Source organism: Chroococcidiopsis thermalis PCC 7203 (assembly GCF_000317125.1).
Lineage (GTDB): Bacteria > Cyanobacteriota > Cyanobacteriia > Cyanobacteriales > Chroococcidiopsidaceae > Chroococcidiopsis > Chroococcidiopsis thermalis.
Window position 1 is genome coordinate 44,454 of sequence record NC_019695.1, and the last position, 14,363, is coordinate 58,816.

The following is a 14,363-nucleotide window of genomic DNA, read 5'->3' on the forward strand; positions in this document are numbered from 1 at the left end:
AAGGGTGAGCTTTTGCTCATCCTTCTGTGGGGGATTTTACCTTAACCGAAAAGTATACAGCCGCAATCTGAGATCAATTCTCCTTGGAGCCAGTCCACTCGTAAAACTCAATTGTTTCTGGAGCGCAACTGTGGCAACTACCGCATTTTTTGCCTACCGTTTTGCGTATCCTTTCCTTGCGAACGAGGCGATCGAGCATCCCCCGCAATACATCGACATCAATGTGGAGATCTTGTTCTAGTTGAGACAAAGATGCATGATGATGCTGGCGCAAATAGCTCTGTAATTCTTGTAAGACCATTATTATCTCCTCATGGCTGGTTCCGCTGCGCGTTGGGCGACAGTGACGGTTCGTAGTTGCTGGCGACGAGAACTAAAGCGTTTCAGCACGACTACCGTAGCAACCATAAACACTAGTAGTCCGATTAGCCAAGCGATCGCTGTCATCGGATGTTGTTGCAGAGTCATCAACTGGTAGTAGAACACGGCAACCCAATACGCTATTCCTGTCGTCCAACAGCTAGAGAAAATCGTCCATCCTAAGTTAGTTTCTCGATATACCGCAGCTGTAGCAGACACACAAGGGAAGTAAAGTAGAACGAACAGGAGAAAGGCGATCGCCGCTGTGGTGCTACCGAATCGCTGTGCCATTTGTCCGTAAGTGCTGTAGTGTACTTCTTGCGCTGCTGCTGCTGCTTTGCGATCGCCACTGGTATCGATAACGCTTATACCCACGGGATCGAGTAATTGATTCGAGAGGTCTGCTAGGTTTTTGGGAATGCTGGCAAACGCTTCACCAATCCCACCCCAAAAACTATATTCTGCCTCTGGCTCCTCCTGACCTGTTTCTTGCTGTGCTAAGTCAGTATAAAGAGCGTCCAGCGTCCCCACCATTACCTCTTTAGCAAATACACCTGTAAAAATACCCACTGTAGCAACCCAGTTTTCTTGTTGCAACCCCATTGGGGTAAATACAGGCGTAACCGTGCGGCTGAAGGCACTGAGAATCGAGTCCTGGCTATCTTGCTTGCCGAAAGAACCGTCTACGCCAACCGAATTGAGCAAACCCAGAATCACCACCATCGCCACGATCGCTTTCCCTGCACGTTTAATAAAAGCCTTGAGCCGATCCCATGCCCGTAACAGTACTCCGCGTAGAGTTGGGACGTGATATGGTGGCAGTTCCATCACAAAGGGAGCCGCTTGCCCCTTGAGTATCGTATTTTTCAAAACTATTCCGGTAAATACAGCTGCCAAAATTCCCAGAATGTAGAGTAAAAACACGATGTTTTGCCCGTTGGTAGGGAAAAAGGCAGCGGTAAACAGCGCATATACAGGTAGCCTAGCCCCGCAGGACATAAAGGGGTTCATCATAACCGTCATCAGGCGATCGCGTCGCTTCTCTAACGTCCGAGTTGCCATAATCCCTGGAATATTGCAGCCAAACCCCACCATCATCGGCACAAACGATTTACCAGGCAGTCCTACAAATCGCATCAGCCGATCCATGACAAAAGCTGCCCGTGCCATATAGCCAGAGTCTTCCAACAGGGACAGGCAAATAAACAATAATCCAATTTGCGGAATGAACGTTGCCGTGGTTTGGATGCCACCACCCACCCCATCTGCTAGCAGCCCAATCGACCAGCCAGGTGCGTGAATTTGCTCTAGGAAATGGGCGACTCCATCGACAAATACAGTACCAAATGCCAGATCGAAAAAGTCAACGAACGCACCGCCGACGTTGATGGATATTAGGAACATCGCGTACATTACCACCAGAAAAATCGGGATACCCAACCAGCGATTCAGCACTACGCGATCGATCTTGTCAGACTGCGTTTGCTGTACCTGGCGCGTGCGCTGTGTCACTCCTCCGATCAGTTGATGAATCCAGTTATAGCGACTGTCAGCAATTAATAAATCGATGTCATCGCCCAGCGTTTGGTGAATCCGCCGACGATGTTCGACGATCGCTTGCAGCAATGCTTCACTGCTGACCTCTGGTGCTACTCGGTCTTCATATTGCAGTAAATTTAAAGCTACCCAACGCGGTTTCACCTGGCGATCGCGAATATTATCTTCTATCAGTGGAATCAATTCAGTTAACGCCGCTTCAATGACTGCCGGATAAGCGACATAAGTTTTGGGAAGCGATCGCTGCACCAAGGCATTATTGATACTGTCACGCAGTTGTGGCACTCCCCTACCAGTATTGGCACAGATAGGAATAACTGGACAACCCAAGCGTTCCGATAGCAGCGAAGGATTGATGCGAATTTCTCGTTTCTCTGCTAAATCCATCATGTTCAGCGCCACGACGAGCGGCACTCCCATCTCAAGCACTTGTGTTGTCAGGTAAAGGTTGCGCTCTAAATTAGCGGCATCGACAATGTTTATGAATAAATCTGCCTCGTTACAGAGGAGATAGTCTCGCGCTACAAGTTCGTCGAGTCCCGTTGCTGCATCTTCTGCATCCAGCGAGTAGACTCCTGGTAAGTCTACGACAGTAACTTCTAATTGCTGATATCGATAACTACCTTCTTTGCGCTCCACCGTGACCCCAGCCCAATTTCCCACTCGTTGATTGGCTCCAGTCAAGGCATTGAACAAAGTTGTCTTACCGCAGTTAGGGTTGCCGACTATGCCGATTGTTGGTTTGCTCATGGTCAGATGCTCCCGGCAATCTCAACTCGCAAGGCATCAGCTTCATCTTTGCGCAGACTCAGGTGAAAGCCTCGCACTTCAATTTCAGTCGGGTCACCCAACGGTGCGTGGCGCGTGACGACGAATTCAGTTCCTGGAGTGAGTCCCATTGCTAATAATTTTCGTTTGTAAGCGCGGGCTGCGGGTTCGTAGCCAACGACTTGCAGCGTCGAGCCAACGATCGCATCTCGAAGCTTGAGCGAGGATGTACTAGATTGGCTCATCTGGAAATCTCCATCTCTTATAGGGGCGATCGCGACCTGAATGTGACGTGCCATCTCTGCATTCACTCCGATCCGCTGTTCTTGAAGTGCCACAATCGCCGAGCCGCTACCAGTGCGGCTGATAACTTCTAACTGAGTACCAGGCATCAATCCCATTCCGATCAGGTGGCTGTTTGCTTCACCGCAATTCAAACCAACAATGCTGACGCGATCGCCAATATTTGTCATTGCCAGAGAAAGAGTTAACCGATCTGGCATGGAATCGACCTCATCAGCTTTTCCGCGATCGCTAGACTTGCAAAAGAAGATAAACTTCTTCCAGTTCGGTCGCTGCCAATTTCGATGCCGAGGATTAATCCGATCGTCTTCGCCATCCATCAGACAATCTCCCGATGAAAACTATTCTGATTGAAAAGTATCATTAAAAAACTGATGTATTTGAGAGTTTTTATCAACAATTAAGAATTAAGTTATTGTTATTTGTTCTTAAAAGATGAGCTTTAAAAAAGGAGTAGGGAGGCAAGAGAGCTGCTCTTGAGCTGTAGGGCGTAGACGCGAAGCGGCTTCTCGAAGAATAGCCCTTCTCGGAGAATGGAGGCGCAAGGTTGCTGAGGGAGAAAAACGACTTACGACTTACGAATACCCGACTTACGACTTACCAATTACCAATTACCACCCCTCATTGACAACTGTTCGCCGATCGCGAGTTTCTACTAACTTAATTGCACGGCTGACGCTTTCAGGTAGAATCACGACTAAACTACCATCAGTTGCAGTATCCAAGGCAGTGTTAATTGCTGTAGTTTCGTCGAGGATGGTTTCGTAGTGAAAATCGGGTTTTTCCTCTTCAATGCCTTGACGAATGAGTTCGGCAGCTTCACCACGGGGGCGATCGCGGGTGTCATCATCTTCTTTAACAATAATGCGATCGAAGATTCCTGCTGCTAGTCTACCCAGGTTAAGTAAATCTTCATCGCGGCGATCGCCTGGACCCCCCACTACACCGATCCGTTCTCCCGTATGATGCCGGACAAAATCACCCATTGCTTGATAACTCGCCCCATTATGAGCGTAGTCAATTAAAGCTTGATATTTGCCCAAGTCGAATAAATTCATTCGTCCTGGAGTTTGACTGGTCGATGGTTTAAAGGCAATCAAGGCAGCGCGAATATCCTCGATTTTTACACCTTGCACGAAGGCGGCTAGACTGGCAGCTAAAGCATTGGCGATCGCAAAGTTAGCTTTTCCGCCTAATGTCAGCGGTACGTTTACTGCTTGTTCGATCTGTTCCGACCAATCTTGTTTTCTAAATGTTAAATAACCGTTTTCGTAGACTGCGGCAAGTCCCCCTTGTTGGACATGCGACTGGACGATTTCGCGATCTGGCTGCATGGAGAAATAAGCGATCTGCGCCTTAACCCGCTTTGCCATCGCCGCCACTAAAGGATCGTCAGCATTCAGGACAGCATAACCTTCAGGCATGACTGTTTCTGCAACTACGCTTTTGACATATGCCAAGTCTTCCACTGTATCGATCCCGTCAATTCCTAAATGATCGGCGGCGACATTCAAGACAACACCCACATCGCAAGTCGGAAAGCCCAAACCAGAACGCAAAATCCCGCCCCGCGCCGCTTCCAAAATTGCAACTTCTGTCATCGGGTCTTGCAGAATCAACCTCGCACTGTGGGGACCCGTATTATCCCCTGCTTCCACAAGGCGATCGTCTATATACGTCCCATCGGTAGTCGTGTAGCCAACAATGCGTTTGGTTTGGCGAAACATCTGGGCAGTTAAACGGGTGGTCGTCGTTTTGCCATTAGTTCCTGTAATTGCCACAATCGGAATGCGGCTGGGAGTACCAGGAGGAAACAGCATATTTAGAACTGCTTCCCCCACCGGACGCGATAAACCTTGGCTGGGGTGAGTGTGCATCCGAAAACCAGGCGCGGCATTCACTTCAACAACTACACCGCCAACTTCTGCTAAGGGACGGGAAATATCGGGGGTAACAATATCGATGCCAGCAATATCGAGTCCGATGATTTTAGCCACTCTTACCGCTAAATAGATGTTATCAGAGTGAATTTCATCGGTGCGATCGATCGCCATTCCACCCGTACTCAGATTAGCTGTTGCCCGTAAATAGCAGATTTCTCCTTCTCTCAGCACCGTATCCAGGCTATACCTTTGCTGGCGCAGAAGTTCAAAACTGCTACGGTCTAATTCGATCCGCGTCATCACGTTATCGTGTCCCTGTCCTCGGCGCGGATTGCGATTTACCATTTCAATTAGTTCGTTAATCGTAGAACGTCCATCCCCCAGTACATGGGCGGGGACTCGTTCGGCAACAGCAGCAACTTTCCCATCTATAACTAATACGCGGTGGTCGCGTCCCGTGTAGTAACGCTCGACAATGACAGCCCGAGATTTTGAGACTACGCTTGCCGCATCGTAAGCTGCTTCTGCATCTCTCCAGGTATTTATATCCAGCGCCACACCTCTGCCATGATTGCCATCGAGGGGCTTAATTGCCACGGGAAAGCCGCCTACAGCATCGATCGCATTTTCTAACTCGTCAAAATAGCTAATCGTCATGCCACGCGGAACGGGAACCCCTGCATCTTGAAGAATGCGTTTCGTTCCTTCCTTATCTCCCGCTAGCTCGATACCTAAAATACTAGTGCGATCGCTTTGCGTTGCCTGAATTCGATGCTGGTAGGCTCCATAACCTAACTGAATTAAAAACCGCGCCCCCAATCGCAGCCAAGGAATACCTCTTGCCTCCGCAGCTTTGACAATTGCTTCCGTGCTTGGACCCAGCGCCGCCTCTGCCCCAAGTCTCTGCAAATCTTGCAAATCTTGCCGTAAATCGTCGGGATGATAGCGTCCTTTATCTGCGATACTTTCGCACAATCGCACGGCAGCCCTCGCCGCATAGCGCCCCGCTTCTGGAGCTTGATATTCAAAGATGACGTAATAAACTCCACGAGTTGCAGTCTTTCTAGTACGGCTGAAACTCACGGGCATCCCAGCTAAAGTTTGCAATTCTAACGCCACATGTTCGACGACTTCCTCCATCCACAAACAGCCGTCCTGCAACCGATCTAAAAACTTTTCTCCCAAATCGCACTCGCGATCGCCCAAACTCGGTAACGCCTCAGTCAGCCCCTTTACAAAGCCAGAAATTCTATTCGGTTTGCGATCGCTCAAATCTTGCAAATCGAGACGCACGACGATCAGCTTGTGGTCTTGGATACTCCAATAATTGGGACCTTGTAACGTCTGAATCTTGAGTATTTTCATCGCAGTTTTTTCGATTGATAACTAGCGATCTGGTCATTACACTATCATTTCTGACTCCACGTTTATCTTCCCATGACTTGCAAGAGAATTGTCAATCATTACTCCTAGCAATTTGCAGTTAATATCAAAGCTACTTAGCGTTCTTCTTCGCGTCTTTGCGTCTACTCTCCGAGAAGCCATTTCGTGTCTTTGCACGACACAAATCTTCTCTATAGCTGTAACTTGGTACAGCTATCAAAATGTATTCCTCATCATTTCCCTGAGAATTAAAGTACTAATTCCCACAAAAATCAGTAACCCTTGATACTAACTTACCTTTATAAAAAGCTACAAAAACTGCGATCGCCAAACCATCCAACTAAGTACGACAACAATCTAAAAGTGATTCTAACTCTGCAACCATTCTAAACGGATTCTTAGCTTGAAAAACAGATGCGATCGCAACTTCGTATGGATTTCTACCCATCTGCCTCACTGCTTTAATTGCTTCTCGGTTAGAAAAACCGCGACCACCTACCAACCAAGCCGCTAAAACATGACCCGTGCGCCCAATACCCCCACTGCAATGCACGACGACTTTCTCGCCCTGTCGGTCGGCTTCCAGCAAAAATGGTAAAATCTTCCCTGTCAGTGTTTCAGGCTCAGCCAGGGTAAAATCTTCAATTGGTGTCCAACAGACTTGTTGAGTGCCAAACTCTTGCGCATAAGTGCCAAGTAAATCTGAGTAGGGAGCGAGTTGCTTTTGGGGAAGCAGACAGCAAACTCGTTTGACATCTTGCCCTTGCATATATTCCAGCCAACCTCGTACTTGTGCTTCTGAATAGCCAGGTCGAGCCGAGCCGAATACAATTGTTTCTTGCTTGGAAGCTGGGGCAAATTTGTACATAGCCACTAGATTAATTTTGCTGTTGCAAAGCTTGAGTGAATACTACTGTTGCATCGTACTGGTCTGGTATATTCAAACAGCGCACCAATAGATCTAAATTTAAGTCAGGTAAAAACTCGCTGCTAAATATTTGCTCGTATCCATCAGAGCGTAGACGGTAAATAAATAATTGTCTACTGCGATAAAACCAGACTTCCGGCACTCCCCAGCGACGATATTTTTCTAATTTGTCTATCCCACCACTAGTAATAACTACCTCAATGGCAATATCTGGAATTTCTTTTTTAGTAACTAGATTATACGACTCATCAGGTTCTCCCCTCACACCTAATTCGCGGCTTCCCAGAGTATAGCTGCCGCAACGGTAAAAGCGAATGCCAATATATCTCAGGTAAGCTTCCAGCAAAAGTCCAACTGTTGATTTATACTCTTCATGCTCCGGCGAAGGTGTCATTATTTCTACAGTTCCATCCAGGTAAGTCAAGCGTACTTTTGTCTCTTCTAATAATGCTGCGATCGCCTCAAATTTCTCCCAGGAAATATCGTACAGCGTCACGCAATTGTCTTGAAGCTGTTGAGTTTGAAACATCTTTTTTCCTCCAAATATCGAGCATGAATCACAAGAGGAACTTTATCGCGGTGGAACAGAAGGACTCGCAGCAGCTTGAGACACCACCTCAGACGATGGCATTCTACTATGGGAAACCCACTTATTCGCGATTGGCATTCGCCAGCCAGTACCAAAAGCGCGATCGGTAATTTTTAAGCCAGGAGGCGCTTGACGACGTTTAAATTCCGCTTTGACGACGAGTTGCACGACGCGATCGACTACAGCCGCATCATGTCCAGCAGCAACAATTTGCGCCGCTGATTGATGCTCTTGAATCAACTTTTGTAAAATATCGTCCAAAGTATCGTAGTCAGGTAGAGAATCTTGGTCTAATTGACCTGGTTTCAACTCTGCGCTGGGGGGTTTGTTAATGACATTTTCGGGAATTGTGGGGAGTCGGGAGTCGGGAGTCGGGAGTCGGAAATTGGTATTTACTCCCTCACTCCTCACTCCTCGCTCCTCGCCCCTCTCATTCAGCCACCGACAAATAGAATAGACGCGGGTTTTGGGAACATCTGCGATCGCGGCTAGTCCTCCATTCATGTCGCCGTAAAGGGTACAGTAACCCACAGCCATTTCTGACTTATTACCAGTAGAAAGCAGGAGATAGCCAAATTTGTTGGCAACCGCCATGAGTAAATTGCCACGAATCCGCGATTGAATGTTTTCCTCAGCAATGCCAAAAGGCGTACCTGCAAACAACGGTTCTAAAGTTTTGTCGTAGCCTTGCATTAAATCTCCAATCGGGATAGTCTGAGTTAGTATGCCCAAATTTTTGCCTAATTCCAAGGCATCATGGACTGAGTGTTCCGAACTGTAGGGAGAAGGCATGAGTACGCCAAGGACATTCTCTTTACCTAGCGCTGCGGTGGCGATCGCTGCTACCAGTGATGAATCAATTCCCCCGCTCAAACCGAGTACGACTTTAGAAAAGCCACACTTGCGCGTGTAGTCTCGCACGCCTAAAACAAGTGCCTGCCAAATTTCCTCATCTAGATTTGCAGGCGTTGGAGCAATTTTACTTGGTTGTAAATCTCCTGCTTGCTCGTCGTATTCTACAATTAATAAATCTGTCTCAAACGCCCGCGCGCGGCAAACCATTTCTCCCGCACGATTAAAGCCAACGCTACAACCATCAAAAATCAGGTCGTCATTCGCTCCAACTTGGTTGGTATACAATACCGGAATTTGGTGACGCATAGAGCCATGTTGCAACATTGCTTCTCGTACCTGCTGCTTGTTGGCGCTATAGGGAGACGCAGATAAATTCACAACCAGATCGACTCCCTGTTGAATTAACTCTTCAATTGGATTAATCGCATAGCTGCGCCTACCCCAGAATTCTTCGTCATTCCATAAGTCTTCGCAGATGGTGACTCCAATTTTTATGGGGGAGTCGAGTTGCGATCGGTAATTGGTAATTGGTAATTGGTAATTGGTAATTGGGGCATTGTCTTTTTCATTCCCCTTACCTCTTGCCTCTTGCCTCTCACCTTCCAAAACCAGAGAATTAGCCTCCAATCCAGGTTCAAAATAACGGTATTCGTCGAATACGTCGTAGGTGGGTAGGAGGCGCTTGTGAAAGATTTGTTGAATTTTGCCTTTCTGTAGTAGAGCAATACTGTTAAATAATGGCTTACCACCAAAAGCAAGCGATCGCTCGTTGGGTTGAACGCAACCTACCAAAACTGCCATTTGAGATGGTAATTCTTCAGCTAGTCGTTGCAAAGTTGCTCCCATTTGAGAGACAAAACTGGGGTCTAGTAGTAAGTCCCGTGGTGGGTAGCCGCATAAAGATAATTCTGGTGTCAGCAACAACCGCACGCTCTGTTTTTCAGCTTGTTGTGCTGCTGCTAAAATTTGCTGAGCATTTCCATTTAAGTCGCCAATTGTAGGATTAAGTTGAGCGATCGCAATTTTCATAATAATCAGTTATCAGTTATCAATTATCAGTTCATTCCAACTTACGACTTACGACTTACCAGTGAGGAGTCTATATCTTGCAATTTGGCGCAGCCGCTTAATGCCATTGCTAAACTGAGTTCGTCGCGTAAAATTTCAATGACGTGCTGTACTCCTGTCTCACCTGCTACGGCTAAACCCCACAATACGGGACGACCGATTAGAACAGCTTTTGCTCCCAATGCTAGCGCCTTTAAAATGTCAGTACCACGTCTAATCCCACCATCCATTAAGACTTCAGTACGATCGCCTACAGCAGCGACAATTTGAGATACAACGTCAATAGTTGCGATCGCTCCATCGAGTTGTCTGCCACCATGATTTGAGATAATAATTGCCTCAGCGCCAACTTCTACGGCACGTATTGCATCATCTGGACGTAAAATTCCTTTGACAACAAGTGGTAACGGTACGAGCGATCGCAACCATGCTAAATCTGTCCAAGTTACGCCAGGATCGAGTTGTTCGGCAAAATAGGCAAACAAACCCGACTCGCCTTGACGGTGGGGGATATCTAAGTCTTTGGCTTGTAAATTACATAAATTGGCTAATTCCATGCCTTGAGGGAGGACGAATTGATTGCGCGTATCCCTCTCTCGTCTCCCTAGAAATGGCGCATCTACGGTGACGCAAAGCGCCTTTGCACCACACTTATAGGCGTACTCCACCAACGCACGAGTTAAATTGCGATCGCGATGAATATATAACTGAAACCAAGTCTGAGGATTGGCGATCGCGACTTCTGACATACTCTTAGTAGACAGCGTACTCAACACCATCCCAATACCTGAATGAGCTGTCGCCTTTGCTGTAGCAACTTCTCCTGCGGGATCGGCGAGACACTGAAAAGCCATTGGTGCAATCAGGACTGGCGCACTCAAAGATTGCCCTAAAATTGTCGTACTCAAATCTCGTTGACTCACATCCACCAACATGCGTGGATGCAATCGGTAGCGATTGAAAGCAGCACGATTATCATTTAACGTCACCTCATCCCAAGCGCCGCTAGCGTAGTAATCCCAAGCCATTTGAGATAAGCGATTTTGTGCCAGCGTTTCGTATTCAAATAGATTGATTGGGGTGGATGGAATCATAATTACTTCGATTCCCAATGCTTCAATTCTTCTTCGATAAAATAGCCGACTAAATCTCGATAGATCTTTTCAATTGCATCAGGATTTAGCTCGGCTTCTTCCGCCCAAATTCGTCGCTGTTGTAACATGGCATTAAACCGATCTATAGCCTTTACACCATCAGCATCTTTTTTAAATTGAGCCGCTGCTTTCACATAAGTAAATCGCTGACCCAGCAATTCTATAACTTGGCGATCGATCGCATCAATTTCTTGTCGAATCTCATGAATATTTAAACACTCTTCCGGTACTTTCATAAATCAGCTATCAGTTATCAGTGACTAGTGGCTAGTGGCTAGTCGCTAGCCACTCACCCATTACCCATTACCCATTACCCATTTAAATAAACACCAAAGGTTTATCTTTAAAAGGCGCAAATGCTGTCGCGTCAAATCTGTATAAACTAGCCGGACGACCTGCGCCTCGCGACACTTTAATTCCCGTGTCGCATAAAAAACCTAATTTTAATAACTTGGCTCGAAAATTAGAATAATCAGAAAAGTTCTCGCCTAAAACTGTGGTATAAAGCTGATATAAATCGCTTAAAGTAAACATTTCCGGCAACACTTCAAATGCGACTGGACTATATTCCAACTTATTTCGCAAACGCCGATGTCCGTATGCCAAAATCTCATTGTGATCGAAAGCTAATTGTGGCACTTCCTTAACGGGATACCAAGCAATCCCACTCACTCCATCGGCAATGAGTTCTGCATCCTCAAATCTGACTAAGGCAAAATAACTCACGGAAAGATATCGAATTCCAAAACTATTAGCTTCCTCGCGCGGATCGCGGTGAGGTCCACCAAACGTATATAACTGTTCTAAATAGAGATTTTTGGCTCTAATTTTTTCTGCCAAAATTCGATAAGCAGCATTTTCTAATGACTCTCCTTGACGCACCAATGTACCAGGTAAACCCCAGTAATTTACAAAAGGTTCCTGATGGCGCATAACTAATAGTACTAAAAGCCGATTTTGAGAAGTATCAACGGAGAAAATAACGCTATCAACTCCAACTTTAAAATCAGCTAAAGGTTGCGAACTTATCGGATCGATAACTTTTCTTTGGGTGCGTCCTGGCATTTGTACAAATGCTGTTGGTGAATGTATGCCTTGACTTTTGGGGTAACGGCTTCTGGATCGCAGCGATCGCGATACGCTGTAGAAGAGACATCTAAACCAGTCAAATCGGCGATCGCAATCTTTGCCCCTAACTCGCGTAAGCGTGCCAAATCCGATTCCTCTATCCCATATCCTGGGCGCGGTATGACTAGTAATTGTACCTGCTGTAATAAATCTTTAATTCGATACCAGCGTGGTAATTGTTCGATTAAATCCGCACCAATAACTAATGTTAGTTCTACCTGTCCCCATTGTTGCGCCTTTTCCACTGTTTCCAGCGTTCGATGGCTGCTCAACTCCTGATAAAACCCAATATTCTGCCGTTGAGGATCGATCTCGGCAATTAACAGTTGCAACATTTGAGCGCGATGTTGTAACGGTGTTTGCTGCGACTTAAACGGGTTATCTGCTGCCCAAACCGCTACGCGATCGTAACGTTCTGCCAGCCAACACAAAATTGCTTGATGTCCTGCTGTCGGTGGATCGGCACTCGTACCAAATAAAGCAATCCTCATTATCTTCCTTCGCTAGCTACAATCCTGCGCGGTTGGTGTTTTGTTGTCTCTGTCAACTCCTGTAAAGCAGCAGAAATTTGCACCTCTACTGTTGTAGGATTATCGAGTTGCCTGCACTGGGTAGGTAGGCTTTCGACTGTCGCCGCCGTTCGTTGGCGAATCTGAGCGATCGCTTCTGGTGGCTGTATGATTTTCCCTCCCTGCATCACCATTTGCAGTAAAGGTTGTTCGCCCGATCGCGGATTTTCCGTTATTAATCCCAGGCGATCGCATTGTACAGACGTTCCATGTAGAGACGTTCCATGTAACGTCTCTACATGGCGAAAAATCTGCTTGCGTCCAGGATAAGTCATTTTGCCGCTTGATTCTTTCATGACTGGAATGCCGTCAATTTCCACCAGCTTGTAGACACCATTCACAGGCGCACCCGTAACCAATCGCGTTCCCAATCCATAACCGTCAATGCAAGCACCACTTGCTTTCAGTCTGGCAATCTCCCACTCGTCTACGTCACCACTGGCGAAGATTGGTACACCAGGGAGGAGCGATCGCACCTGTTGCGATAGAGTTAGCAAATCCCCCGAATCGATTCTCACCCCAGCCAGTTGCATTTTGCCTGACTGAATTGATTCTGCTAAGGATTGAGCGGCGGCGATCGTATCGTAAGTATCAATCAATAGCGGTGCGCCCGGAAAATAGCGATGGAAAGCTGTAAATGCCTCAGCTTCGCTACCTGCTGTAGCTGCAAGTGCCATCACTAACGAATGTGCCATCGTCCCGCTGGGTTTTTGCCCCAGTCGTACCGCTGCTAGTACGTTCGATGTAGCATCTAGTCCTGCTGCTAAAGCTGCGCGGGCTGCCCACAGAGAGGCTTGAGGACTAAATGCCCGGCGCGTCCCAAATTCTAATAGCGTTGCCTCCGCACCCGCAACATCCCGCATTCGAGCAGCGCGTGTAGCTACCAAGGTTTGGTAATTAATAGTATTGAGGAGGTATGTTTCTACTAACTGCGCTTGCCACAAAGGGGCTTCGACTCGTAACAACGGTTCGTGAGGAAATATTGCCGTTCCCTCTGGTACAGCCCATACATCACCCGTAAACTCAGCCTCAGCCAGCAACGACCAAAATTGTTTGGGTGCGTGCTGAAACAGTCCCGTAGCCTGCAAAGCTGCAATCTGTTCGGGGCTAAACCTCAGTTTTTCCAGATATTCCAATGCTTGCGCCAAACCCATCGCGATTAAGTAACCAAATCCTTGGGGTAAGCGACGCACTGTCAATTCAAAACTTGCCTGAGATTGTTCCAACCCTTCACCAACATAGCAAGCTGCCATTGTTAGCTGATAAAGATCGGTCAGCAGGCTGTAATCAACCTCTGTCAGCGTCAAGGCTCGATCTTCTCGTTCTTGGAGTATGGTGTTTTCCGCAACGTTCCAGCGTGAACTCGTCATCTCATCGTTCTCTCATGGCAGCGTTGTTCTAATTATAGTAATTTCTACCAAAAATATGTCAAGTCTTTTTGGGCAGTTATTTAGTTGTCAGTCGTTACGTAATTGGTAATTGGTAATTGGTAATTGGTAGTTGGTAGTTGGTAGCTGGTTGACGGTTAACTGACAACTGACTAAATATATACCTTTCTTAATGGTGATTTCAGAAGAAATCCAACTGTAGAAAAAGTAATTGTAGAGAGTTTTATTCATATAAAACAAGAATACTGATAAGTTAGCGATCGATGGCGATCGCACGATCGCAAAAGACTTGTTACAATATCTAGCCAATGACTAATGACAGTCATAATAAACTATTTGAGTCGGCTGTATAACGAATTACAAACATCAACAAATAAGTATTGCGATCGATTGCAATAGATTGAGTAACGCTCATAATTAGCCGATAACA

At 46.7% G+C, this 14,363-nt stretch carries 13 protein-coding genes; all 13 read right to left on the reverse strand.

Going from position 1 to position 14,363, the window contains the following annotated elements; genetic code table 11:
- Window positions 1–73: 73 nt before the first annotated feature.
- The 13 genes from CHRO_RS00170 to CHRO_RS31440 all read right to left on the reverse strand — a co-directional run bounded on the left by CHRO_RS00170 (window position 74) and on the right by CHRO_RS31440 (window position 14,242).
- A complete protein-coding gene (locus CHRO_RS00170) occupies window positions 74–301 on the reverse strand; it encodes a FeoC-like transcriptional regulator (protein ID WP_015152144.1) in 228 nt (75 codons plus the stop codon).
- 2 nt (window positions 302–303) lie between these two features.
- A complete protein-coding gene (gene feoB / locus CHRO_RS00175; RefSeq protein ID WP_015152145.1) occupies window positions 304–2,667 on the reverse strand; it encodes a Fe(2+) transporter permease subunit FeoB in 2,364 nt (787 codons plus the stop codon).
- Window positions 2,668–2,669: 2 nt separating this feature from the next.
- Window positions 2,670–3,308, reverse strand: a complete 639-nt coding sequence (locus tag CHRO_RS34085; protein WP_015152146.1) for a FeoA family protein — start codon at window positions 3,306–3,308, stop codon at window positions 2,670–2,672.
- A 291-nt stretch (window positions 3,309–3,599) separates the two neighbouring features.
- The gene (gene cphA / locus CHRO_RS00185; RefSeq protein ID WP_015152147.1) at window positions 3,600–6,236 is read right to left on the reverse strand and encodes a cyanophycin synthetase; all 2,637 of its coding nucleotides are present in this window, start codon (window positions 6,234–6,236) and stop codon (window positions 3,600–3,602) included.
- A gap of 358 nt (window positions 6,237–6,594) precedes the next feature.
- Window positions 6,595–7,122: a protein-tyrosine phosphatase family protein gene (locus CHRO_RS00190; RefSeq protein WP_015152148.1), complete on the reverse strand. Its 528-nt coding sequence runs from the start codon at window positions 7,120–7,122 to the stop codon at window positions 6,595–6,597.
- Between the two features lie 10 nt (window positions 7,123–7,132).
- A complete protein-coding gene (locus tag CHRO_RS00195; protein ID WP_015152149.1) occupies window positions 7,133–7,711 on the reverse strand; it encodes a Uma2 family endonuclease in 579 nt (192 codons plus the stop codon).
- Between the two features lie 42 nt (window positions 7,712–7,753).
- Window positions 7,754–9,655, reverse strand: a complete 1,902-nt coding sequence (locus CHRO_RS00200) for an NAD+ synthase (protein ID WP_015152150.1) — start codon at window positions 9,653–9,655, stop codon at window positions 7,754–7,756.
- A 41-nt stretch (window positions 9,656–9,696) separates the two neighbouring features.
- Complete coding sequence (locus CHRO_RS00205) at window positions 9,697–10,788, reverse strand: alpha-hydroxy acid oxidase (protein ID WP_015152151.1); 1,092 nt, start codon at window positions 10,786–10,788, stop codon at window positions 9,697–9,699.
- A 2-nt stretch (window positions 10,789–10,790) separates the two neighbouring features.
- The gene (locus tag CHRO_RS00210; protein ID WP_015152152.1) at window positions 10,791–11,084 is read right to left on the reverse strand and encodes an isochorismate lyase; all 294 of its coding nucleotides are present in this window, start codon (window positions 11,082–11,084) and stop codon (window positions 10,791–10,793) included.
- A gap of 82 nt (window positions 11,085–11,166) precedes the next feature.
- Window positions 11,167–11,913: an NUDIX hydrolase gene (locus tag CHRO_RS00215; protein WP_015152153.1), complete on the reverse strand. Its 747-nt coding sequence runs from the start codon at window positions 11,911–11,913 to the stop codon at window positions 11,167–11,169.
- Window positions 11,874–12,467: a nicotinate-nucleotide adenylyltransferase gene (locus CHRO_RS00220; RefSeq protein ID WP_015152154.1), complete on the reverse strand. Its 594-nt coding sequence runs from the start codon at window positions 12,465–12,467 to the stop codon at window positions 11,874–11,876. The genes CHRO_RS00215 and CHRO_RS00220 overlap by 40 nt, the downstream gene beginning before the upstream one ends.
- Window positions 12,467–13,915 (reverse strand): nicotinate phosphoribosyltransferase, encoded by a 1,449-nt coding sequence (locus CHRO_RS00225; protein WP_015152155.1) that lies wholly within the window; start codon window positions 13,913–13,915, stop codon window positions 12,467–12,469. Before CHRO_RS00225 ends, CHRO_RS00220 begins: the two co-directional genes overlap by 1 nt.
- A gap of 87 nt (window positions 13,916–14,002) precedes the next feature.
- On the reverse strand, window positions 14,003–14,242 hold the full coding sequence (locus tag CHRO_RS31440; protein ID WP_181824250.1) for a hypothetical protein: 240 nt from the start codon (window positions 14,240–14,242) through the stop codon (window positions 14,003–14,005).
- Window positions 14,243–14,363 lie beyond the last annotated feature (121 nt).